This window comes from Neisseria gonorrhoeae, from assembly GCF_003315235.1.
GTDB classification, from domain to species: Bacteria; Pseudomonadota; Gammaproteobacteria; order Burkholderiales; family Neisseriaceae; genus Neisseria; species Neisseria gonorrhoeae.
Genome location: NZ_QNRU01000019.1, coordinates 15,523 through 39,548 on the forward strand (window position 1 = coordinate 15,523; position 24,026 = coordinate 39,548).

Genomic DNA, 24,026 nt, shown 5'->3' on the forward strand with positions numbered 1-24,026 from the left:
TGAATATAGGGAAATTATGGAATTTTGTTTCAGAATTTCGGACATTCGATAAATTTCCATTCCCCGGGTTTGAGGTTTTCTGTTTCCAAATGTGCGAATCGCCGGCGGTGAAGGTGTTGCGCGCGGTTGCCGGCGGCAGCAACCATGCGTTTGACTTGGTGGTATTTTCCTTCGGTAATGGTCAGCAGCAGGGTGGTCGGATTTTCCAAAACGGCATCGGCGGCACAAACGGTTTCGTTTTCGTCGTGGAGCGGCACGCCGTTTTTCAAAGTTTCGCAGAGCGTTTCTCCTGTAGGGTGTTTGAGCGTTACTTCGTATAGCTTGGGAATTTTTCTGCTCGGCGAAGTCAGGTTGTGGTTCAGTTTGCCGTCGTTGGTAATCAGCAATACGCCGGTCGTATCCGCATCCAGCCTGCCGACCGCCTGCATATCGATGTTCCGCATATTGTCGGGGAACAGACTGAATACGCTGCGGTAGTGTTTCGGTTTGTGCGAAGTTTCGTAATCTTCAGGCTTGTTGAGCAGGATGTAGAAATAGGGTTCGGGAACGACGGTTACTGCTTCCCCGTCAATATCCAACGTTTCGACGTATGAGGAATCGATGTCTGCATCGGTGTCGTCCATGCAGGTTCCGTTGATGGAGACGTAGCCGCCCCTAATCAGCCATTGGCACTGCTTGCGGCTTCCTATGCCTTGATATTGCAGGTATTTGATGAGTTTCATGATGGTATGGGAAATGTGGGATGAAAAAGACAGGACTGAGAAAGTCCTGTCATGTGCCGTATCCGAATCAGCTTCCAATCAGTTTGACCCTCTGTCCCGGATTGATGGTGTTCAGGTTGGGATTGAGCCGGCGGATGTCGTCGATATGGATATTGAAGCGCGCGGCGATACTTTTGAAGGTGTCGCCTTTGCGCGCGGTGTAGGATACTTTTTCAATACGGGTTTGGGCAGGGGCTGCCTGCGCCAGGCGGAGTACCTGTCCTTTTTGGATGGTGTTGCCTTTGATGTTGTTGGCGACAATCAGGTCGGCTACGCTGACGTTGTAGCGTTTGGCAATGTTGAACAGGGTGTCGCCTTCTACAACGCGGTGGATGCTGGCATGGAGCGGGGAGGTTTCGGCTTCGCCGTCGGCAGCTTTGGCTACGCGCGTTTCCAAACGTGCCCGGCGTTTGCCGTCGGCGGCAACGGTATGTTGCGGAGATGAGGAAATGTTGTGTTCGGCAACTGTGTCAGGCGTGCCGATGACGGCGGAGATGGTTTCTTCAGCCTGCCGGCGCAGGTTGTTTCGGGCAACAAGCTGCATGAGTTCGTCTGCCGCCTGCATGTCGTTTGGGGGGATGACCTGCGCGAGTGTTGCGGTTTGGGTTTCAGACGGCATGGCAGTCTGTTTTTCGGTTTGAGGTTGCGCTGCGGCTGTCGCAAGGGCGGGTTCGGCAATGCGGACAAGGGGATCGGGTTCCGTACGGACGGTTTCTTGCGGCAAAGGTGCGACGGTAATGTCCGCTGTCTGTGCGGCGGCGGGTTGGATTCGGGCAATGCTGACGTTCACCGTGCCTGCCGGCATATTGGAACGGTAGGTGTCGGGCGTATTGTCGATGTCGATGGAAACGACGGATTCCGATGCCGTATGAAGGGTCTTGCCGTTCTTGGCGACAAGGATGCTGCGTCCTGCGTTGACAAGGTTGCCGTTCAGGTTGTTGAGGCGTTTGATGTCGGCAATGCTCATGCCGGTTGCCGTCGAGATGTCGGACAGGCTGGTTTTGGCGGCAGGCGTATAGACTTCCCATGAAAACAGGCTGTCGGGTGCGGCGTTGAGGTAGTTGCTTTGGAAGGTTTGGACGGACGCGACAGGAAGCAGCAGTTTGCGTTTGTTTTTGGGGATGAACGCGGGGACGTTGAATGCAGGATTCAGGGCGAGCAGCTCGCTTTGCGTGATGCCGGCAAGCCGGGCGATGGCTTCGTTGTCGAGCGGACGGCCCGGTTCGACTGCCTGAAAATAGGGTTTGTTGTCTATGTCGCTGATATTCATGCCGAAAGATTGGGGGGTGGCAATAATGTTGCGCACGGCGAGCAGCTTGGGGACATAGTTGCGCGTTTCGTTGGGCATACGCAGGTTTTCGTAGGTCGGTTCGAGCCCTTGGTCGCGGGCGCGGTTGACGGCGCGTCCGACGTTGCCTTCACCCCAGTTGTAGGCGGCAAAGGCGAGCGGCCAGTCGCCGAACAGTCCATAGAGATATTGCAGATAGTTGAGTGCGGCATCGGTGGCTGCGTAAACGTCGTGCCTGCCGTCGTAAACCGGTGTTTTTTCCAAGCCGTAATGCCTGCCGGTAGCGGGCATGAACTGCCACAGGCCCGATGCGCCGACGTGTGATTTGGCTTTGGTGACGAACGCGCTTTCGATGAAGGGAAGCAGGGCGGCTTCGGCGGGCATATTGCGTTTTTTGACTTCGTTGGCGATATGGTACATATAGGGTCGGCTCCGGTTGACGACCCTGTCGAAATAGCTGCGGCTTGCGATGAATTTGCTTTCGTGGCGGCGTACCAGTTCGGGATTGACTTCGCCCATCCGGAAGCCTTGGCGCAGCTCGTCCCACAGGCTGCCGGATTGGAAATATTGTTTTGTCGGTGGCAGGTCGAGTATTGAAGAGTTTAACCGCATAATCGCTAAACCGACTTGGTGTGATGAGGTGTTTTGGGCATATAGGAAACCCGGACAAACGGACAGACCTGATGCGGTCAGGGCGATGGTTTTGAGTTTGGACATGATTTATACTCGGCGGAATAAACATATTTTATCGTCCGATGGTACTGTTTGACTGAAAAAGCGTCAAGTTTTACAGGAACTTTATGCGGATTCGGAAATGGGCGGCCGATGTGTTTTTTGACAGAAATCCTGTTTGGAATAAAATATCGGCAGGCAATCTGTTTGAAACGGACGCAATATGGATGCATGGTTTGAAGATACGGCGATGGGGCGGTATGTTGCAAAATTGGAACAGGACTTCTTTAATCGGTATGTGGCGTCATACCGTTTTTCGGGAATGTGTGCGGTTCAGGTGGGCGGTCAGTGGCTGAGCCTGTCTGAAGACATTGTCTGTGTGCCGCGAGATATGTCGATGTCGGCGGAGAATATGGCTTTGGCGGATGTTTTTGCGGATATGCTGCTTTTGCCGCATACGCTGGAATGCGGCGTACCTTCGCAAATCCTGTCGGAAGCGCACCGGATATTGAAACCGTCCGGACGTTTGATGCTGACGGGTTTCAATCCGTATTCGCTTTGGGGATTCTGCCGTTGGTTTGACGGTGTCCGTCTGCCGGAAAAACGGTTTTGTCTGCCGCTGCCCGAGTTGAAAAGGCAGCTTGCCGATGCCGGTTTCGATATTGAATTTGGGAAATTCATGGTGTATCTGCCTCCCGTTTCGTCGCTCGGGCAAATACGCTTTTGGCGGTTTATGGAAAAGGCGGGCGACCGTTGGTGGCCGCAATGTGCCGCAGTGTACGGTTTGGTTTTGGTCAAAAGGGCGGCGGGCGTAACGCCCCTGCCCGCGTGGGACGGGTATTGGGGCGGCAAAGCCCTTGCGGCGGGTGCGGCAAGGGTTGCGGATTAAGGGACGGCCGTCTTTCAGACGGCATCTGTCAGAAGAAATGTCGGGAGGGGTTATGCCGGAATTGCCGGAAGTGGAAACGACGTTGCGCGGCATCGCGCCGCATATTGAAGGAAAAACGGTGGAAGCCGTGATATTGCGCCAACTGAAGCTGCGCTGGCAGATCAATCCCGATTTGGGGGAGATTTTGTCCGGCCGGCAGGTTTTGTCCTGCGGCAGGCGTGCCAAATATCTGATTGTCCGTTTCCAAACGGGGATTTTGCTGATTCACTTGGGGATGTCGGGCAGCTTGCGGATCTTTACGCCGTCGGACGGACGTATCGGCAGGCCGGACAGACACGATCACGTCGATATTGTGTTTTCAGACGGCACGGTCATGCGTTACCGCGATCCGAGAAAGTTCGGCGCGATACTTTGGTATGAGGGAATCGAAGAACGTCATCCGCTGTTGGAAAAACTGGGGCCGGAGCCTTTGTCGGAGGCATTTTGCACGGATTATCTGTATGCGGGGCTGAAGGCGCAGAAACGCGCGGTCAAACTCGCTCTGATGGACAATACCGTCGTGGTCGGCGTGGGCAATATTTATGCCAACGAGAGTCTGTTCAGGGCGGGCATTTCGCCCCACCGTCCTGCCAACCGCCTAAAAAAGAAAGAGTGCGCGGTTTTGGTTGAAACCGTCAAAGCGGTGTTGCAGCGCGCCATTGAAACGGGCGGCAGTACGCTGAGGGATTTTGTGGACAGTGACGGCAAAAGCGGCTACTTTCAACAGGAATATACGGTGTACGGGCGGCACAATCAGCCGTGCCTCCGGTGCGGCGGTTTGGTTGTGAAAGAAACTTTGGGGCAGCGCGGCACGTTTTATTGCACGAACTGTCAGAAATAGGGCGGAAAACGGTTTCTGACGGCATTTTATCGGTATGCCGTCCGAACGTTTCAACAACAAACACCGATTATCGGGAAAGAATTGCCCATGTCTTCAAATAAAGCTTCATTTTTTACACGTCTGCGCCGCTTGTGCCGCTTGACGGTCTGGCTGTTCAAAACCGGCAAAAACCTGCGCGGTATTGACGGCGGCTGCCCCAAGTCGCGCAATCGGGCAGTTATAGCGTTGGGCAAGGGCGCTTTGGCGGCTTTGGATATCGGATTGGAGGTGGGCAGACCCGCACCCGAACATCCGAACGGTGTCTTGGTTGCCGCCAACCACGTGTCCTGGCTGGATATTTTCGCGATGAGCGCGGTTTATCCGAGTAGCTTTATCGCCAAGCAGGAAATCAAAAGCTGGCCGGTATTGGGCAAGATGGGGCAGAACGCGGGAACGGTGTTCATCAACCGCAATTCGCGGCGCGACATCGAACCGATTAACCGCGCCGTCTGCGAAACCTTGCAACGCGGTCAAAACGTCAGTTTTTTCCCTGAGGCGCGAACTTCCTCCGGACTGGGGCTCCTGCCGTTCAAGGCTGCGCTGTTCCAATCCGCCATCGATGCGGGGGCAAAGGTTTTGGCGGTCGCACTGCGTTATTATGACGAAACGGGAAAAAGGACGGCCCGTCCGTCGTATGCCGATGTCGGTTTGCCGACTTGCCTGTGGCGAATCGTGTCTATGAAAAAACTGACTATCAAAGTCGATTTCGTTTGCGTGGCGGACGCGGCGGAAAGCGAAGACCGTTATGCTTTAAAAGATAAAATCGAAGAAAGCATCCGTGCCGTTGTCGCAGGCGATGCGGATGTTGCCGTCTGAAAGCGGTTGTCGGAATGTAGCGGTATGATTCGCTTTTGCGGATGCCTTAAGGCTGCGGTAACGGGAGTACCTCAAAAGAAATGCCGTAAGGATAGTTTGTTGTATAGTGGATTAAATTTAAATCAGGACAAGGCGGCGAAGCCGCAGACAGTACAAATAGCACGGCAAGGCGAGGCAACGCCGTACCGGTCTAAATTTAATCCACTATATCTATGGAAAATGCCATCTTAACTTGTGTTCAGACAGCATATTTTATATGGGATTAACGGCGGAACCTGCCGCCGTCGAAATCATCGAAAGCCTCATAAGCCGCCCGGCATTGGATTTTCTGTTCCGCATAAGGCAGGGTGCGGAATGCTTTGCGCGCCTTTTTGTTTTCGCGCAATTCCTGCACGTTGCCTTGCGATCGGTACCACGCGGCACGGCGTTCCAAATATTTCCTGCATTCGGGGTGCAGCATCTGCTTGTTTGCCTTGCTGATATGTTTGGTATGTCGGTGGGCGGGTTCTGACGTACCGGCAGCGGCAGTTGTTGATACCAGTCCCAGTATTGCAGACAACAGTATGGCAAGCATCTTTATTGACGGACATGACGATCCTTTCAGTTTGTAATTCCTTCCAGTATAGGATGGAAGGATGGAACGGGCAAACTGTCGGCAGTTTCAGACTCATTCAGCCGACAAAACTTGCCGTTTGATATGCAAATTCAAATAACATATTAATCTCAATAATAAATTCCAATCGGTAAGAAAATGGAATTTGTCGGCGGCGGCGTGGCAAAAATCATACTTTGCAAAATTTAACAATTCGCAGGGGCGGAAAACCGGAAGTTTTCCTTTTTCGTCGGAAAATCCTTATTTCATCGCCTTGTAGCCGGAGCCGGTCAAAAGGCAAAAAATTTACCCGTTTTTTATCGGTAAAGAATTATCAGATAAAACAAATGTTATAGGAAAAATACGACAGGCGGGTTTTATCGCGCATTGCCTGAAACTGAAAAATGCAATCGTTGTCAAGACTGGAGAAAATGCTAAAAATCCACTATATTGTCTGCCTTAATTTATTTGAAAAGACCGTGTCTTGAATATCAAGAGTGGAAGAGGAAGCGATGAATACACCGACTGATTTAAAAGTAACCAAACGAGACGGAAGATTGGAAGCCATTGATTTGGATAAGATTCACCGTGTCGTTACTTGGGCGGCGGAAGGATTGGAAAATGTTTCCGTGTCGCAGGTCGAGTTGAAATCGCACATCCAGTTCTACAACGGCATCCGCACCGACGACATCCACGAAACCATCATCAAAGCCGCTGCAGATTTAATTTCGGAAGATACCCCGGACTACCAATACCTTGCCGCACGTTTGGCGATTTTCCATCTTCGTAAAATAGCCTACGGCGAATACGAGCCGCCGCACCTTTACAACCATGTTAAAAAGATCACCGATGCCGGAAAATACGACAGGCATATCCTTGAGGATTACAGCCGCGAAGAATTTGACGAACTGAACGCCTATATCGACCACGAACGCGATATGTCCTTTTCCTATGCCGCCGTCAAACAGCTCGAAGGCAAATATCTGGTACAGAACCGCGTTACCCGCCAGATTTACGAAACGCCGCAGTTTTTATATGTTTTGGTGGCGATGTGCCTTTTCAGCAAATACCCGAAAGAGGCGCGCTTGGGTTACGTCAAACGGTTTTACGATGCCGTTTCCACATTCAAAGTATCGTTGCCCACGCCGATTATGAGCGGCGTGCGTACGCCTACGCGCCAGTTCTCAAGCTGTGTGCTGATTGAATGCGACGATAGTTTGGATTCCATCAATGCCACTACCAGCGCGATTGTGAAATACGTTTCCCAACGCGCGGGCATCGGCATCAATGCCGGACGTATCCGCGGGCTGGACAGCGAAATCCGGGGCGGTGAAGCCCGGCATACCGGCTGCATTCCCTTCTTTAAGATGTTTCAGGCGGCGGTCAAATCTTGTTCGCAAGGTGGCGTGCGCGGCGGCGCGGCAACCTTGTTCTACCCCTTGTGGCATATTGAAGCCGAAAGCCTGCTGGTGTTGAAAAACAACCGGGGCGTGGAAGACAACCGTATCCGCCAGCTTGATTATGGCGTGCAAATCAACCGCCTGCTGTACACCCGCCTGATTAAGGGCGGCAACATTACGCTGTTTTCGCCCAACGAGGTTTCGGGGTTGTACGAAGCGTTTTTTGCCGACCAAGACGAATTTGAGCGGCTCTATACGAAATACGAGCAAGACCCGAACATACGCAAGCGTATCATTCCGGCTGCCGACCTGTTTTCCACGCTGATGCAGGAGCGTGCCGGGACCGGGCGCATCTACATTCAAAACGTCGATCACTGCAATACGCACAGCCCGTTCGATCCGCGCGTTGCGCCTGTTCATCAGTCCAACTTGTGTATGGAAATCGCCCTGCCGACCAAACCGCTGGACAACATCAACGACCCTGACGGCGAAATAGCCCTGTGTACACTGTCCGCCTTCAACTTGGGTGCATTAAACAGCTTGGACGAATTGGAAGGGCTTGCCGATTTGACCGTGCGCGCACTCGATGCACTTTTAGATTATCAGGGATATCCGGTAGAAGCCGCGCGTACCTCTACTATGGACCGGCGTTCGCTCGGCATCGGTGTCATCAACTACGCCTACTATCTGGCGAAAAACGGTGTCCGCTACAGCGACGGTTCCGCGCTCGGTCTGACCCACCGTACCTTTGAAGCCATACAGTATTACCTGCTCAAAGCATCGGCAAACCTTGCCAAAGAATACGGAGCGTGCACGCTCTTTAACCAAACCGTTTATTCGCAAGGCAAACTGCCCATCGACACCTACAAAAAAGATTTGGATGCCGTCTGCGGCGAGCCTTTGCATTACGACTGGGAAAGCCTGCGTGCCGACATCGTCAAATACGGCCTGCGCAACTCTACTCTGACCGCGCTCATGCCGTCTGAAACCAGCTCGCAAATCGCCAACGCAACCAACGGCATCGAGCCGCCGCGCGGATTGGTAACGGTCAAAGCATCGAAAGACGGCATTTTGAAACAAGTCGTGCCGGAGTTTGAAACCTTGAAAAATGCCTACGAAACCCTGTGGCAGCTTCCGGGCAACGAAGGCTACCTGAAACTTGTCGGCGTAATGCAAAAATTCGTCGATCAGGCGATTTCCGCCAACACTGCTTACGACCCGGGCAAATTCGAAGGTAACAAAGTTTCTATGAAACAAATGCTCAAAGACCTGCTGACTGCCTACAAATACGGCGTCAAAACCCTGTACTACCACAACACCCGCGACGGCGCGGACGACACGCAGACCGATATTCAAGATGACGGCTGCGCTGGTGGGGCTTGTAAGATTTAAAACAGGTTAATTTTTGAAATATATCCAAGGCTTCTAGATAGTAGGAGGCTTCAAGGATTTTCTTAAATTAGTGCCTACTACTATATGAGGCTAAGTTGTTATTTTCCAGAAAAGGAAAAGTATGGATGTCATTCGGTCATTCTTAGTTGAATATAAATTTTATATATTTATTAGTGTTCTTTTAGTATTTGCTATTTTAGGATGGCACTTTATTGATAGAATTCAACATGTTTTATATGGTGAATTAAAAATTAATAGAAAAGTCGACTAATTTTTAAAAAGAGAGACGTTATGTCCTGCGAACACCTAGTCATGTCATACAGCACCTTTCCCAAAACCAAAAACGACGCGCTGAAAGAGCCGATGTTTTTCGGTCAGCCGGTAAATGTCGCCCGTTATGACCAGCAGAAATACGAGGTATTTGAAAAACTGATTGAAAAACAATTGTCGTTTTTTTGGCGGCCGGAAGAAATCGACGTGTCGCGCGACCGTATCGACTACGCCAACCTGCCCGAACACGAAAAACATATTTTCATCAGCAATCTGAAATATCAAACACTGCTCGATTCCATCCAAGGGCGCAGTCCGAATGTTGCCTTGCTGCCTTTGGTTTCGATTCCCGAGCTGGAAACTTGGGTTGAAACGTGGAGCTTCAGCGAAACCATCCACTCGCGCAGCTATACCCACATCATCCGCAATATTGTGAATGATCCGTCGGTCGTGTTTGATGATATTGTCGAAAACGAATACATTACCGCCCGCGCCGAAGACATTGCCTGCTATTATGATGATTTAATCGAATACACCCAGTATTACAACCTGTTGGGCGAAGGGGTGCACAATGTCGGCGGAAAACCCGTTACTGTGTCTTTGCGCGGGTTGAAGAAAAAACTCTATCTCTGCCTGATGTGCGTCAATGTGTTGGAAGCCATCCGTTTCTACGTTTCATTTGCCTGCTCGTTTGCTTTTGCTGAGCGTGAGTTGATGGAAGGCAACGCCAAAATCATCAAACTGATTGCCCGCGATGAAGCCCTGCACCTGACCGGCACGCAGCATATGCTTAATCTGATGCGTTCGGGTGTTGATGATCCGGAAATGGCGGAAATTGCCGCCGAGTTGCAGGACGAATGTTTCCAACTCTTCAAAAAAGCGGCGGAACAGGAAAAAGAATGGGCGGCATATTTGTTTAAAGACGGTTCGATGATCGGTTTGAACAAAGAAATCTTATCCCAATACGTCGAATATATTACCAATCTGCGTATGCAGGCGGTGGGGCTGCCGGCCGGATTTGAAGGCGCAAATCAAAACCCGATTCCGTGGATTAATGCGTGGCTGTCGTCCGACAACGTACAGGTCGCGCCGCAGGAAGTGGAAATATCCTCTTATTTGATTGGTCAAATCGATTCTGAAGTGAATACGGATGACTTGGGCGATTTTGAGTTGTAAATGTTTTTTGAAAAAATGCCGTCTGAAGCCGGATGTTTCAGACGGCATTTGTGTGTTGTATGATGGGAAAAACAGCAGGTAGGATCGGTTATTGTTCCTTTTATTTTTGATTGGTCGGAAATGGCGCGCATTGGTACGAATAAGGGCCTTTTTGAGCTCTTGGAGGGTGAGACCCTGTTGGAAGGCTTGGAACGGACGGGGCATATGGTGGAATATCAGTGCCGAAGCGGATATTGCGGATCGTGCCGGGTAAAGATTTTGGAGGGAAGCGTTACTTATCGGGAGCCGCCTTTGGCTTTTTTGGGGCGGGACGAGATACTGCCGTGCTGCTGTTGCGTCGAGGGGGATGTCAGGCTGGATTGCGGTTTGGCGGGGGAGGATGAGGGGCTGTCTGACAGTTTGTTGAAATAAAAGCCGTCCGAACATTGGTTCGGACGGCTTTTTGACGGTATTACCGGTTATGCCTGATGAGTCGGTAAAAGGTTTCGCCGTCTTGGATATAACCCAGTTCTACCCGGGCGATTTCCGAAATGGCTTCTTGACCGTTTTCCAAATCATAGACTTCGGCGGCAAGGGAATGATTGCGTAGGGCGAGTGTCTGGTTTTTTTCTTCTTGAACGGCAATCTGTTCTCTCAGACTGCTGTTGCGTCCGATGCTGCCTTTGCCGAACCACAGGCTGTATTGGCAACAGACAAGTGCGAAGGATAAAACGACAGTTACCCACTTCATCAACGTTTCCTTACTGGTTGAAACCCCACCACTCGGATGTCCGTCCTTCGTGGCGGTAAAATTAGACTTTATTTGGGAGAGGTGTAACCTCTTCCAAATCAGGTCAACACACAGGGCGACGCTTCATGTGTTGCCCTGTGTGTTGAAACATACATCCACTTTTTTATTTATTTGCCCAGTTGGTAGAATGCGGCTTTGCCGGGGTAGTAGGCGGCTTCCGCCAATTCTTCCTCGATACGCAGCAGTTGGTTGTATTTCGCCATGCGGTCGGAACGGCTCAAAGAACCGGTTTTAATCTGCATACAGTTGGTGGCGACTGCCAAGTCGGCAATGGTACTGTCTTCGGTTTCGCCGGAGCGGTGGCTCATCACGCTGGCGTAGCGGTTGCATTTTGCCAGATCGACGGCTTTCAGGGTTTCGCTTAAAGTACCGATTTGGTTGACTTTGACCAGCAATGCGTTTGCTACGCCTTTTTCGATGCCTTCGGCAAGAATTTTCGGATTGGTTACGAACAAGTCGTCGCCGACCAATTGAACTTTTTTGCCCAATTTTTCGGTCAGCAGTTTCCAGCCTTCCCAGTCGTTTTCGTCCATCCCGTCTTCAATGGAAATAATCGGGAATTCGTTAACCAAGCCTTCCAAGTATTCGGCAAATTCCGCGTTGGTGTAGGAGCGGCCTTCGGCTTCCAAGTGGTATTTGCCGTCTTTGTAGAACTCGCTGGACGCGCAGTCCAATGCGAATAATACGTCTTCGCCCGCCTTGTAGCCGGCGGCTTCGGCCGCTTCGACCATCAGTTGCAGGGCTTCTTTGTGGCTGTTCAGGTTGGGGGCGAAACCGCCTTCGTCGCCGACTGTGGTCGGGAAGCCTTTACTGTCGCACAGTTTTTTCAAGGCGTGGAAAATTTCCGCACCGCAGCGCAACGCTTCGCGGAAAGATTTTGCGCCGACGGGCATAATCATAAACTCTTGGATGTTCAGGCTGTTGTTGGCGTGTTCGCCGCCGTTGATGACGTTCATCATCGGTACGGGCAGGGACATCGGACCTGCGCCGCCCAAGTAGCGGTAAAGCGGCAGGCCTGAGTCTTCGGCAGCGGCGCGTGCAACCGCCATAGAGACCGCCAAAGTCGCATTCGCACCCAAATTGCCTTTGTTTTCAGTACCGTCCAATTCGATCATGATTTGGTCGATATAAGATTGCTCGTTGGCATCGATACCGATGAGGGCTTGGGCGATTTGGTTGTTGACGTGTTCGACCGCCTTCAATACGCCTTTGCCGGAATAGCGGGATTTGTCGCCGTCGCGAAGTTCCAAAGCTTCTTTCTGACCGGTGGATGCGCCGCTCGGTACGGCCGCACGTCCCATTACGCCGGATTCGAGCAATACATCACACTCGACTGTGGGGTTGCCGCGCGAGTCCAAAATTTCGCGGGCGAAAATATCAACGATTGCGCTCATGAATGTTCTCCAAGTGAAGTGAAGGGAGGTAAAAAATGGGAGGGCTTCAGACGGCCTCTTTGCCGGAAAGCCGCCAACTTAAAACTGCTGAAAGTAGGGCGGTTGCCATGAAAGTCATGCTGGAAATACCGTGCCACATTCCGAAGGATCCGCCTGCAACCGACAACAGCCAATTTTCATGCCCGTATTTCAGTGCCTCGATAACGGGTGTAACCAAAAATTGGTTGGCGGCAAGGGCGGACAATAAAAAAAGCAGCAGGGCGGTTTGCCGCCGGGTTAGGGCGGCAAAGGCGGCAGCCAGTACCGTGCCCCAAACGGCAAGCCCGCTCCAAGAGAGGATGTCGAACAATACGCCGGCAATTTCGCCCGCCTGCATTTTGGGCAGCATTTTGAACAGCACCGGTGCGGCGATATAACCTGCCATAATCTGCATACCGAGCCACAAGGTTGCGGCATACAGGCTGATTTTTCGGAAAGTCTGCATCATAAGGCGAAACCGTGTTACTCGATTGTTAAAATCGGTTGTGATTTGATTAAATCGTCCAATGCTTTGATGCGGATTAAAAAATTTTCTAAAAGGTGTAGCGGCAGCGCGCTGGGGCCGTCGCATTTTGCCAGTTTCGGATCGGGGTGCGATTCGAGGAACAGGCCGGCAAGGCGGGTTGCCATGCCTGCAAGTGCCAAATCCAAAGCCTGTGCGCGACGACCGCCGGATGCGGCAGAACCGGCATCGCGGGTTTGCAGGGAATGGGTAACGTCGAAAATAACCGGCAGGTTGCCGCAGGTTTGTTTCATCACGCCGAAACCGAGCATATCGACAACGAGGTTGTCGTAGCCGAAGCTGCTGCCGCGTTCGCATAAAATCAGCTTCCCGTTGCCGGCTTCGCGGAATTTTTCCACGATGTTTTTCATTTGCGAAGGGCTGAGGAACTGGGGTTTTTTGATGTTGATAACATTGCCCGTTTCCGCCATTGCGGCCACCAAATCGGTCTGCCGCGCAAGAAAGGCGGGAAGCTGGATGACATCGCACACTTCGGCGACGGGTTGGCATTGATGGGGTTCGTGTACGTCGGTAATGACGGGGATGCCGAACTCTGCTTTGACTTTTTCAAAAATCTTTAAGCCTTCTTCCAAGCCTACGCCGCGATAGGAATGGATAGACGAGCGGTTTGCCTTGTCGAAAGAGGCTTTAAAGATATAGGGGATGCCCAGTTTGCGGGTAACTTCGACGTAATGCGCACAGGTTTGGAGGGTGGAATCCAAATCTTCTAAAACGTTGATGCCGCCGAATAGGACGAAAGGCGAATTGTTGCCGAGGGTGATGTCGTTGATTTTAATATCCATAATCGATGTCCGTTTGCGGGATTACAGTACGGTGTGCGGCGGCTCGTAGGAGATGATGTCGCGGATTTTATTGTTTCCGTCCACTAAGACGACTTTGGGTTCGTGTGCGGCGATTTCCGGTTCGGAAAGTTGGATATAAGACATAATGATGACGATGTCGCCTTTCTGTACCAGCCTGGCTGCAGCACCGTTCAGGCAAATCACGCCGCTGCCGCGTTTCCCTGCAATGGTATAGGTTTCAAAACGTTCGCCGTTGTTGTTGTTGACGATGGCGACTTTTTCGTTGGGGCAGATGCCTGCCGCGTCTAACAGGTCTTGATCGACGGTAATGCTGCCGACGTAGTTTAAATCGGCTTCGGTTACGGTGGCGCGGTGGATTTTTCCGCCAAGTATAGTACGGAACATGTATTTCCTTTTGGTTTGTGTGCGGTCTGACGGGCGTGATGCCGTCTGAAAATCTGAATGCCGTATTATAGTGGAGTTTCCTTCAAATTCATAATGGCAAGGCTTCGGGCAGGGAAGCTGTTTTCAGACGGCATTTCATTTTTGCCGATTGGCAATCCGGCTCAACTCTCCCAATCGATTGAGAAAATGCTGCCGTCCAAATGCAGTTTGACGGCAAGGATTTCGTCGCTTTCCATATTGGCGGGCATATAATCCATAACGGCAAAAGCCGGATTTTTTGCCCATAAGCTGATATAGATCAACTGCATAGTGCGGACAAATTTTGCCGCATCACGGCTTGTTTGGGTATCTTCGGTGTGAAAGTCGATATAGCGGCTGTCCCGTTTCAAATATTCCGTCAGTGCGGCGCGTGCAGCATCGTCGGCTTTTTCCAATTCGGACAGGAAGGCGGCAAATGCATCCAATGTTTCGGTTGGCAGGCTGTTTTCATTTTCTGCCTACAGGAATACCTCGACAAGATTGCCTTTGACGGTCAGCTCGTCTTCCCAGAGGACATCTTCTTCTCCGTCAAAACCTTCGGTGGACAGTTGTTGGAAATAGGGGTGAAAAATCGACATGATTGTTCCTTTTGGTGAGGATTGGGGGATTGTATGCCGTCTGAACGGTGTTCTTCAGACGGCATCGTTACATCAATTTCCTTTGGGCAGGCGTTTGCCTTGCAGGGTTTTTAGTACGGTTTTGACGGTATTGATCCTGACCTCGATGTTTTCCATTTCCGCTGCAAACCTCAATTTGTCTGCCCCTGCCAGCCGGTATTTTTTATCCGTCTGAATCAGCAGGATAATCCCCGTCGGGTCGATACAGTGGTGTTTGCCGAAGGTAACGGTTACGGCTTCACTTGTGGCATCGATGGCATCAATACCCAGTTCTTTTGCCGCAAGCCGCAGGTGGTGGCTTTCAATGAGGGTTTTGACGGGTTGTTCGGTCAGGCCGAAGCGGTCGACGAGTTCTTCGTGTATGGCGTTGATTTTCTGCACGGTTTCGCATACGGCGAGGCGTTTGTAGAGGACGAGGCGCTCGTGGATGTCGGGGCAGTAGTCTTCAGGCAGTAATGCCGGGCTGTGCAGTTTGATTTCGGTGGTAATGCCCAACGGTGCGTCGAGGTCGGGTTGGCGGCCTTTTTTGAGGTCGCGCACGGCCTGTTTGAGCATTTCGGTGTAGAGCGTGAAGCCGACCTGCATCATTTCGCCGGATTGTCCTTCGCCGAGGATTTCGCCTGCGCCTCGGATTTCCAAATCCTGCATGGCGAGGGTGAAACCTGCGCCGAGTTCGTCTGCCGCCGCGATGGCGTCGAGGCGTTTTTCTGCGTCTTTGGTAATGTATTCGGGCGTGAGCAGGTAGGCGTAGGCTTGGTGGTGGCTGCGGCCGACGCGTCCGCGAAGCTGGTGCAGTTGGGCCAGCCCGAATTTGTCGGCGCGGTTGATGATGATGGTGTTGGCGTTGGGGATGTCGATGCCGGTTTCGATGATGGTGGAACAGAGCAACACATTGAATCTTTGCTGCAAAAAGTCGCGCATGACTTGTTCCAGCTCGCGCTCACGCAGTTGTCCGTGCGCCACGCCGATACGGGCTTCGGGCAGCAGGGTTTCCAGCCGCTCGCGCATATTCTCAATCGTATCTAGTTCATTGTGCAGGAAAAATACCTGTCCTCCGCGTTTGAGTTCGCGCAACACGGCTTCGCGCACGCTGCCTTCGCTGAACGGTTTGACAAAGGTTTTCACGGCGAGGCGGCGGCTCGGTGCAGTGGTAATCAGCGAGAAGTCGCGCAGACCTTCGAGCGCCATGCTGAGGGTGCGCGGAATCGGCGTGGCGGTCATGGTTAGGATGTCGACATTGGCGCGCAGGCGTTTGAGCTGCTCTTTCTGTCGCACGCCGAAGCGGTGTTCTTCATCGATAATCAATAAACCTAAGTTTTTGAATTTGATGTCGTCCTGCACCAATTTGTGCGTGCCGATAACGATATCGACCGTGCCGTCCGCCATGCCTTCGAGCGTGGCTTTGGTGGCTTTGCTGTTGTTGAAACGTGAAAGGCTGGCGACTTTTACGGGGAAATCGGCGAAACGGTCGGCAAAGTTTTGCGCGTGCTGCTCGACCAGAAGCGTGGTCGGGGCGAGTACGGCGACCTGTTTGCCGCCCATCACCGCCACAAACGCGGCGCGCAGGGCGACTTCGGTTTTGCCGAAACCGACATCGCCGCACACAAGTCGGTCCATCGGCTTCGCCTGCGTCAAATCTTTAATCACGGCGGCGATGGCGGCGGCCTGGTCTTCGGTTTCCTCGTAGCCGAAGCCGTCGGCAAACGCCTGATAGTCCGACTCGTTGATTTCAAACTTGTGTCCCGATTGGGCGGCGCGTTGGGCGTAGAGGTTGAGCAACTCGGCGGCGGTATCGCGCGCTTTTTCGGCGGCTTTGCGCTTCGCCTTGTTCCACGCGCCGCTGCCGAGCTTGTGCAGGGCGACGCTTTCATGCGCCTGACCGGAGTAGCGGCTGATTAAATGCAGTTGCGAAACAGGCACATAAAGCTGCGCTTCGCCCGCGTATTCGAGCAACATCATTTCGTTGGTTTCGCCGCCTAAATCCATCGTTACCAAGCCCGTATACCGCCCGATGCCGTGTTCTTCGTGCACGACGGGATCGCCGATATTGATTTCGGCAAGGTCGCGCAACAGGCCGTCTGAAACGGCGGCGTGTTTCTTACGGCGGTTGTGGACGCGCGAACGGGCGACGTATTGGTAAAGATCGGATTCGGTGATGACGGCGATGGCACTTTGAGCGGCAACCGCTTTGCCCTCTCCCCAACCCTCCCCCACGGGGGAGGGGGCAGATTGCTGTCGGGTTTGCCCGTGCAGATCACTTGCGACGAGATACAGGCTGCTTTCGGTTGAAACGGCGGCTGCTTTCAGGCCGTCTGAAACGGCGGCGGCACTTTGTTCCCTCTCCTGCGGGAGAGGGCTGGGGAGAGGGTTTGTTGCGGATGCGGAAAATTCGGTTTGGTCGGTAACCGCTTTGCCTTCTCCCTCGGAGGCGGGAACAGTTTGCTGTTGGCTTGAAGATTGCAGTCCGCCCAGTTTGAATCCGTAAGCCAACGGCGCGACCGTAATCATCAGCGGCTCGTGCGCCGACAAGAAGCCCTGCCAGTCGGACACAGGTTTGGCTTTCAAACCGTTTTGCTGCAAGAAACCGAGCATGGTTTCGCGCCGTCCCAAACTTTCGGCACACAGCAAAATCCGCCCGTCAAAGGCCGTCTGAAAATCCTTCAATGCCTGCAAAGGCTCGTCGGATTGGCGGTTGACGGCAAGGTCGGGCAGGGAGTGTGCCTTGCCGGAAACATCAGGCAGAACTTGTCCGTAGTTTTTCAGACGGCCTGCGAACACATCGGCAGAGAGATACAAATGCTGTGGAAGCAAAGGCGGATAGGTTTCGTCGCCCTGCGCCATGGCGTAACGTGATTTAACGTCGTTCCAAAAGCGGTTTGCCTCGGCATGAACATCGCCCAAAGAGACAAACAGCGCATCTTCGCCGATATAGTCAAACAGCGTTTCCAGCTCGTTTTCAAAAAACAGCGGCAGATAATATTCCACGCCCGCGCCGAAGTGGCCGTTGCTGATGGCTTTGTACACGGCGGCATCGTTCGGATTACCGTCGACTTCCTCGCGGAAGCGGCTGCGGAAGATTTTTTGCGCCTCGCTGTCGGTGGGGAACTCGTGCGCCGGCAGCAGGCGGATTTCGGAAACGGGGGAAATGGTGCGCTGCGTGTCGGTATCGAAGGTTTTAATGCTGTCGATTTCATCGTCAAACAAATCGATGCGGTACGGCGTTTCGCTGCCCATCGGGAACAAATCGACAATGCCGCCGCGCACGGCAAACTCGCCCGCCGCGACAACGTGGGAAACATGATTGTAGCCCGCATCCACCAAATCGGTTTTCAGGCGGCCTATATCCAAAGTCTGCCCCGTTTTCAGCCAAAACGTGCGCCCCGCCAAAAACGGCACGGGCGGCAGCTTCTGCATCGCCGTGGCAACCGGTACGAACAACACGTCCGCCGCGCCGCTTTTAATCTGCCACAACGCCGACAGCCGCTCCGACACCAAATCCTGATGCGGAGAAAAACGCTCGTAAGGCAGCGTTTCCCAGTCCGGCAGGAACACCGCCGTGTCGTGCGGACGGAAAAACCGCCATGCCGTCTGAAGGCGCAACGCCTGTTCCGCATCTTGGGTCAGCACGGCTTTGAGCCGCTTGTGCGGCAAATAACGCGCCAAAGCCAAGGGCAGCGAGCCTTGCGAAAGATTGAACCAACGGGATTTTTCACGGGGTTTGGGGATGGGGCAGGTCATAGTGCGGCAATCGGCGGACAGTGATGCAAACGGTCATTTTAGCACGTGAGGGTGCGCGATGCCGTCTGAAAGGCCGGCGGATTGTTGCCCGGTGCACTTTGTGGTAAAGTTTAGAAAATTAACTCTAAACTGTGGCAGGCGGTTTGACCGGCCGCCGATTAATGGGAACCGACAGAGGAAGCCGATGATACACACCGAACCGAGCGCGCAGCCGTCAACCATGGACACGGCTGCTTTTTTAAAGCACATCGAATCCGCATTCCGCCGCATTTTTTCAGACGGCATCGACCTGATGCGATACCTGCCCGAAGGCAAATGGCTTGCCTTGAAGCAGGCGGGTTTGCTGTTGCCCTTCCTCGACAAAAAACACGGCGGGCGCAAGGGCAGTCAGTTTGAAATCCAAGAAGTCCTAAGGATTGCGGGGCATTACGGCGTGCCCGTTACGCTGCGTACCGGCATCGAAGGCGCGCTGGTGTTGCAGCCTCTGCAAGAGTTCGGCGGCGAAGCGCAAGTCGCACAAGGTTTGGACATGATTTTCAAAGGCGAAGGCGGCGGTTTGGGCGTTACCGAACCCGAAACCTCCGGCGCGGCGATTGCACGCGAAATGCAGTCCTGCTACGAATATACCGACGAACAAACCATTTACGTCAACGCCGCGAAATACTGGCAGGGCAATTCGCAAAGCGACTTCCTCCTCGTTGCCGCCAAAGAGCGCAAAAACGGCAAACTCGCCAAAGTCATCGACCTGCTGCTCGTCCCCAAAACATACATCCGCTGCGAAACCCTCGCATCCGAAGGCCTGCGCGCCGTCCGTTACGCCGTCAACCGCATCGATGCCGAAATGCCTGCAACCGCCGTGATGAAACTCTCCCGGGGCGACGCTGCCGGTTTGCGCGCGTTCCAAAACATCTTTATCCGCAGCCGCCTGCAACTGATCGGCATGACGCACGGCATTATGGAATACATCCTTGACAACCTGAACCGATATGTCCGCAACGATATCAGATTCGTCGATTACGAACGCCGCGAAATCCAACGCCGCCATCAGGTTTCCGAAATCCTTTACCGCTACGTCTGCCATTCCGTTTCGCCCGTCGCGCCCGTCGCCCATCAATTGATGGAGGCGAACATCGTCAAAACCCTCGCCACGGAATACACTTACGCCGCCGCGCAAATGTTGCAAAAACTCTTGGGCGCGAAGGGTTTTGAACGCGGACATCCAGCCGGCAATATCGCCATCGATATCCGCCCCTTCACGATTTTTGAAGGCCCGAACGATATGCTTTATGCCGAAATTTACGACCAGTTCGTCCGCGCCACCGCCGAAGAAAAAGAAGCAGGCATTAAGTTGGACAAAAACCAAACCCTGCTCGACCGCCTGCAAACCGATGTCCGCTTTGCCGCCGTTGCCCGCGACTACGCTTTGCCCGAAGACATCCGCAGCTTCCTGCAGGAACACACCCTGACCGACGCCTGCGCCCTGCAAAAAGTCTTCATCGGCAAAATCATCGCCCGACTCTTTGTCTTCGTACAGGAGGAACACGAAGACACCACAGCCTTCCTGCTGAACGACATCCGCAAAGATATATTGGACTGCCGATATTGCGGATAGCGGGCAAATACGGCGGCAGGCAGATTTCGGGCGGCGCAAAAGGCAACGCGCGGCATTCTGCAAAACCGCCGATTGCGGCGGATACCGCATTTCGCGCCTCACCCTTGTGCCGCTTTCCCACTTACCCTATTTGTTCGGAATGTGTTTATGGAAAAGAGAAAAATACTGCCGCTGGCAATTTGTTTGGCGGCTTTGTCTGCCTGTACGGCGATGGAGGCCCGCACACCCCGGGCAAATGAAGCCCAAGCCCCCCGCGCGGATGAAATGAAAAAAGAAAGCCGCCCCGCGTTTGACGCGGCAGCCGTACCGGTATCCGACAGCGGGTTTGCCGCCAATGCAAATGTCCGCCGTTTTGTGGACGATGAAGTCGGGAAAGGGGATTTTTCCCAGGCGGAATGGCAGGATTTTTTTGACAAAGCGGCTTACAAGGCGGACATCGTCAAGATTATGCACCGACCCTCCACATCGCGTCCGTGGTATGTGTTCCGCACGGGAAATTCGGGCAGGGCGAAATTTCACGGCGCGCGCAGGTTTTATGCGGAAAACCGCGCGGTTATCGATGATGTGGCGCAAAAATACGGCGTGCCTGCCGAGCTTATCGTGGCGATTATCGGGATTGAAACGAATTACGGCAAAAATACGGGCAGCTTCCGTGTGGCGGACGCATTGGCGACCTTAGGCTTTGATTATCCCCGCCGCGCCGGGTTTTTCCAAAAAGAATTGGTCGAGCTTTTAAAGCTGGCAAAAGAAGAAGGCGGCGATGTTTTCGCCTTTAAGGGCAGCTATGCGGGCGCAATGGGTATGCCGCAATTTATGCCTTCGAGCTACCGGAAATGGGCGGTGGATTATGACGGGGACGGACATCGGGATATATGGGGCAACGTCGGTGATGTCGCGGCATCGGTTGCCAATTATATGAAGCAGCACGGTTGGCGCACGGGCGGTAAAATGTTGGTGTCGGCGACGTTGGCGCCGGGTGCGGATGTTCAGGCAATCATTGGCGAAAAAACCGCTCTGACGCGGACGGTGGCGGATTTGAAGGCGTACGGCATCATCCCCGGGGAAACGCTCGCAGATGATGAAAAGGCGGTTTTGTTCAAACTGGAAACCGCACCCGGCGTGTTTGAATATTATTTGGGCTTGAACAATTTTTATACGGTATGGCAGTACAACCACAGCCGGATGTATGTAACGGCGGTCAGGGACATTGCCAATTCGCTCGGCGGCCCGGGATTGTAATGTTTTTTAAAATGCTGTCTGAACCACGTTTCGGTTCAGACGGCATTTTTGCATCCTTTTATGGGGATTTCCCGCATCAGGGCGGTATTCGGGGCGAATCCCGTTTCAGACGGCATTGCCGGTCAAGGCTTGTCCGAAGGAGGATGTCCCTGTCCTTTGGCGGGCGGGAGGAAAAGTATGCAAGGATTGCTTTTAATCTGATTCCAAAAACTTTTGATCAGGTTGCGGATGCTGCCGATTTTTGTGCCGCGCGAGCGCAGGGCGACGAAGAGGGCGAGGCTGAAGCTGACGCAGAGGTTGACCAAGCCGATGGCGAGGACGCTGAAAATGCCGAGTACGAATGTACCAAAGCCGACGTTGCCGCTGACGGCGGCATAGCCGAGGTTGGCGGAGGAAAAGGCGACGTGGCGGATGTCCAGCGGCAGCCCGAGGAGGTGTCCGAAATAGCCGGTCATACCCAAGAGCATTCCGAAGATGAAGTTGCCGACCAGCGAGCCGTAGTGTTTGTGGATGTAGGCGGCGAGGACGCGGCGGGGCCCGGGGCGCATGATTTTACGCAGCAAGGGATTGAAGGGCAGGCGTTGGCGCAGGTTGAGGTAGTCGGCGCGGTTGTCGAAAAAACCTGCGATGATGCCGGAGCAGAACAGCCACAAGCCTGCAATAGCGGCATACCATAGGGTAGGATGATTGATGATGTCTATGGATTTGAACTGGTAGGCGGCGGTGTGGGCATCGAGTATGGGCAGCCGGTACAGATGGGCATAGCCGAACGATATGGCGCACGCCAAAAGGATGGCGATGGAAACGTTGCCGAAGACGGCGACGCTTTGGGAGCGGCATACGTCGATGAGGAGCTTGGAGAGTTTGTTGTCCACCGCTTTGCCGCCTTCGTTGAGATCGACCTGTTCGGCAAAGCTGGCGGCAGTCATCGCGGGCTGCTTGGTGGCGACGGTGCAGTGCAGCATATGGATGATCATAAAGCCGATGCCGTAGTTGAACCCAGCCGACAAGGAAGCGAGGAAGGGACTGAGGTCGAGTGTGCCGATGCGGATTTTGAGCAGCGCCATCAGGGCGATGATGCCGCCGCCGCCTGCTGCCGAGTAGAACATTTTGAAATATTCTTTGCGGTTGCGGGTGATGTAGTGTTCGCCGTGGTGGCTTTTGTTTTCGGTAATGCTGCGGGCGAGCATACGGATGCTGCTGCGGCGCAGGTGGCGGGTGCTGTATTGTTCGACCGCCGCGTAGATGAGGGAGTTCATCAGGGCGATGGTCAGGCGGTTGCTGTTGCCGGCACCGGTTTGTATGTCTGTGAGCAGCTTCAGACGGCCTACGGTCTGCCGGAGTCGTTCGAGCAGGTGGGCGACTTTGACCGACGAACCGGAGCCGGCGCCCGTCCCTTTGCGACGCAAATAGTCAATCTGGCTGAAACATTGGTCGAACATCACTTCGAGGTGGGCGGTGTCGTAAGGCGCGGTGCCGTTGCGGTAGTGTTCGACCAGTTTGGCGGTTTCGCGTTGGAGGGCGACGAAGGAAGAATCGGCTTCCAGCAGGCGCGGGGCGATACGGATGAGATCGGGTTCGATGGCTTCGGATGCCGTCCAGACAGACAGCATTTCGATGGCGCGCAAACGCGCATCGGCAAGGCGGATGCCCGCCGTCTGCAATTTGGACGGCTCGGCGTGGCTACGGATGAGTTCGTATAAAACCAGCCATTGGCGGATATTGAGCGTTTGCAGCCATTTGTCGTCGTTTTCGGAATGGAAAAGATAAAGGAAGACTTCGCCCAAGTTGGCAAAATCTTTATATGACGGGTTGAAGCGTTCGTATATGCGTATGCCCATTTCCCGGGCAAAGCTGTGGCGCGAGAAAATGCCGAGTTTGATGAGTGCCGGATAAATGTGTATTTGCGCGAGCCAGATGTAAAAACACCGGCTGAAGCGGGACAGTAATTCCCTGTCTTGTTTGAATGTGTCGATAATCAGGTCGAAACGCTCCCCCGCACATTTTTTGCCGCCACGGCGCAAAAATTTAATCAATGCGTTGAGGACGTTGACAAAATCGGTATGTCCCAAGCTTTCCGAAAGCAGGGGACGCAGGTTTTGAGGGGTAATTTTCTTCATATCTGCCATTGTACCGCATCGGCAATCCGGCGTTAAACGCCCCGATGGCGGGGAGGGCGCATCTGCGGCGGGCGGCGCATTTTCCGCCGGTTTGAAATCAAACTATATTAATGATATAATAAATATCGATAAATCAATCTGATAGAATAATCCGTATTGATTTTTAATTTTTTCGATTATAACAATTTCGGCGGGTCTGTACTAGATTAGCAGATATGTTACCCTCGAAATATGAAGATAACACACTGCAAATTAAAGAAAGAAGTACAAAAAGAACCGCTCCGTTCTTTTGTACCGGAAGTTACCGCCCGTTCTGCCGCCGATATTTTGGGTATCCATCCCGATTCGGCGGCACTGTTTTACCGTAAAATCCGCACGGTTGCCAACCATCGTTTGGCCTTGGCTGCCGATGAGGTTTTCGAGGGCCCCGCCGGGCCGGGCGCAAGCTGTTTCGGCGTACGGCGTAAAGGCAGACGCGGTCGCGGCGCGGCAGGAAAAGCGGTTGTCTTCGGCATTCCGAAACGCAACGGGCGGGCCTATACCGTTGCCGCGG

At 53.3% G+C, this 24,026-nt stretch carries 19 protein-coding genes and 2 pseudogenes; 10 read left to right on the forward strand and 11 right to left on the reverse strand.

All coding sequences use genetic code 11. The features are described from left to right. Positions 1-29 precede the first annotated feature (29 nt). Positions 30-722: a 16S rRNA pseudouridine(516) synthase gene (locus DFR77_RS08410; RefSeq protein WP_003700016.1), complete on the reverse strand. Its 693-nt coding sequence runs from the start codon at positions 720-722 to the stop codon at positions 30-32. Between the two features lie 67 nt (positions 723-789). Next, positions 790-2,766 (reverse strand): LysM peptidoglycan-binding domain-containing protein, encoded by a 1,977-nt coding sequence (locus DFR77_RS08415; protein ID WP_003692972.1) that lies wholly within the window; start codon positions 2,764-2,766, stop codon positions 790-792. Between the two features lie 178 nt (positions 2,767-2,944). Here DFR77_RS08415 and DFR77_RS08425 point away from each other — a divergent pair, with 178 nt between their 5' ends. The 4 genes and pseudogenes from DFR77_RS08425 to DFR77_RS13820 form a co-directional block, all read left to right on the forward strand. After that, positions 2,945-3,610 carry a class I SAM-dependent methyltransferase gene (locus DFR77_RS08425; RefSeq protein ID WP_003688928.1) on the forward strand — a complete coding sequence of 222 codons (666 nt, stop codon included), beginning with the start codon at positions 2,945-2,947 and terminating at the stop codon, positions 3,608-3,610. 52 nt (positions 3,611-3,662) lie between these two features. After that, positions 3,663-4,490, forward strand: coding sequence for a DNA-formamidopyrimidine glycosylase (gene mutM, locus DFR77_RS08430; RefSeq protein ID WP_003688927.1), 828 nt, complete (start codon positions 3,663-3,665; stop codon positions 4,488-4,490). Between the two features lie 87 nt (positions 4,491-4,577). Then, complete coding sequence (locus DFR77_RS08435; RefSeq protein ID WP_003688926.1) at positions 4,578-5,345, forward strand: 1-acyl-sn-glycerol-3-phosphate acyltransferase; 768 nt, start codon at positions 4,578-4,580, stop codon at positions 5,343-5,345. 63 nt (positions 5,346-5,408) lie between these two features. After that, a pseudogene (locus tag DFR77_RS13820) lies at positions 5,409-5,558 on the forward strand (IS5/IS1182 family transposase); the annotation flags it as partial. 49 nt (positions 5,559-5,607) lie between these two features. Here DFR77_RS13820 and DFR77_RS08440 read toward each other — a convergent pair. Next, positions 5,608-5,919, reverse strand: a complete 312-nt coding sequence (locus tag DFR77_RS08440) for a hypothetical protein (protein WP_003688925.1) — start codon at positions 5,917-5,919, stop codon at positions 5,608-5,610. A gap of 530 nt (positions 5,920-6,449) precedes the next feature. Between DFR77_RS08440 and nrdA the strand changes: the two genes are divergently transcribed. From nrdA to yfaE, 3 genes are all read left to right on the forward strand, one after another. Then, on the forward strand, positions 6,450-8,729 hold the full coding sequence (gene nrdA, locus DFR77_RS08450; RefSeq protein WP_003691318.1) for a class 1a ribonucleoside-diphosphate reductase subunit alpha: 2,280 nt from the start codon (positions 6,450-6,452) through the stop codon (positions 8,727-8,729). A 312-nt stretch (positions 8,730-9,041) separates the two neighbouring features. Next, positions 9,042-10,175, forward strand: coding sequence for a class Ia ribonucleoside-diphosphate reductase subunit beta (gene nrdB, locus DFR77_RS08455; protein WP_010357909.1), 1,134 nt, complete (start codon positions 9,042-9,044; stop codon positions 10,173-10,175). A 120-nt stretch (positions 10,176-10,295) separates the two neighbouring features. Next, entirely contained in the window at positions 10,296-10,586 is a 291-nt protein-coding gene (gene yfaE / locus DFR77_RS08460) for a class I ribonucleotide reductase maintenance protein YfaE (protein WP_003688918.1), read from the forward strand. A 40-nt stretch (positions 10,587-10,626) separates the two neighbouring features. Here yfaE and ftsB read toward each other — a convergent pair whose 3' ends face one another. The 7 genes from ftsB to mfd form a co-directional block, all read right to left on the reverse strand. Further along, the gene (ftsB, locus tag DFR77_RS08465) at positions 10,627-10,905 is read right to left on the reverse strand and encodes a cell division protein FtsB (protein ID WP_002213385.1); all 279 of its coding nucleotides are present in this window, start codon (positions 10,903-10,905) and stop codon (positions 10,627-10,629) included. Between the two features lie 167 nt (positions 10,906-11,072). After that, a complete protein-coding gene (gene eno / locus DFR77_RS08470; protein ID WP_003691316.1) occupies positions 11,073-12,359 on the reverse strand; it encodes a phosphopyruvate hydratase in 1,287 nt (428 codons plus the stop codon). 46 nt (positions 12,360-12,405) lie between these two features. Continuing rightward, complete coding sequence (locus DFR77_RS08475) at positions 12,406-12,846, reverse strand: DUF4149 domain-containing protein (protein WP_003688914.1); 441 nt, start codon at positions 12,844-12,846, stop codon at positions 12,406-12,408. Between the two features lie 14 nt (positions 12,847-12,860). Further along, on the reverse strand, positions 12,861-13,703 hold the full coding sequence (gene kdsA, locus DFR77_RS08480; protein WP_003688911.1) for a 3-deoxy-8-phosphooctulonate synthase: 843 nt from the start codon (positions 13,701-13,703) through the stop codon (positions 12,861-12,863). A gap of 21 nt (positions 13,704-13,724) precedes the next feature. After that, the gene (panD, locus tag DFR77_RS08485) at positions 13,725-14,108 is read right to left on the reverse strand and encodes an aspartate 1-decarboxylase (RefSeq protein WP_003688909.1); all 384 of its coding nucleotides are present in this window, start codon (positions 14,106-14,108) and stop codon (positions 13,725-13,727) included. Positions 14,109-14,269: 161 nt separating this feature from the next. Beyond that, positions 14,270-14,572: a DUF2004 domain-containing protein gene (locus DFR77_RS08490; RefSeq protein WP_003703919.1), complete on the reverse strand. Its 303-nt coding sequence runs from the start codon at positions 14,570-14,572 to the stop codon at positions 14,270-14,272. A gap of 225 nt (positions 14,573-14,797) precedes the next feature. Further along, the gene (mfd, locus tag DFR77_RS08495; RefSeq protein WP_113852093.1) at positions 14,798-18,502 is read right to left on the reverse strand and encodes a transcription-repair coupling factor; all 3,705 of its coding nucleotides are present in this window, start codon (positions 18,500-18,502) and stop codon (positions 14,798-14,800) included. Between the two features lie 184 nt (positions 18,503-18,686). Here mfd and DFR77_RS08500 point away from each other — a divergent pair, with 184 nt between their 5' ends. Together DFR77_RS08500 and mltB are read left to right on the forward strand one after the other, a co-directional pair. Then, positions 18,687-20,114: an acyl-CoA dehydrogenase family protein gene (locus DFR77_RS08500; RefSeq protein ID WP_003703925.1), complete on the forward strand. Its 1,428-nt coding sequence runs from the start codon at positions 18,687-18,689 to the stop codon at positions 20,112-20,114. 147 nt (positions 20,115-20,261) lie between these two features. Further along, complete coding sequence (gene mltB / locus DFR77_RS08510; protein WP_003688898.1) at positions 20,262-21,353, forward strand: lytic murein transglycosylase B; 1,092 nt, start codon at positions 20,262-20,264, stop codon at positions 21,351-21,353. Positions 21,354-21,475: 122 nt separating this feature from the next. Here the strand turns inward: mltB and DFR77_RS08520 are convergent, their stop codons facing one another. Beyond that, positions 21,476-23,482 carry a site-specific recombinase gene (locus DFR77_RS08520; RefSeq protein ID WP_003688896.1) on the reverse strand — a complete coding sequence of 669 codons (2,007 nt, stop codon included), beginning with the start codon at positions 23,480-23,482 and terminating at the stop codon, positions 21,476-21,478. 206 nt (positions 23,483-23,688) lie between these two features. Here DFR77_RS08520 and DFR77_RS08525 point away from each other — a divergent pair. Beyond that, positions 23,689-24,026 (forward strand): annotated as a pseudogene (locus DFR77_RS08525) (IS1595 family transposase); the annotation flags it as partial.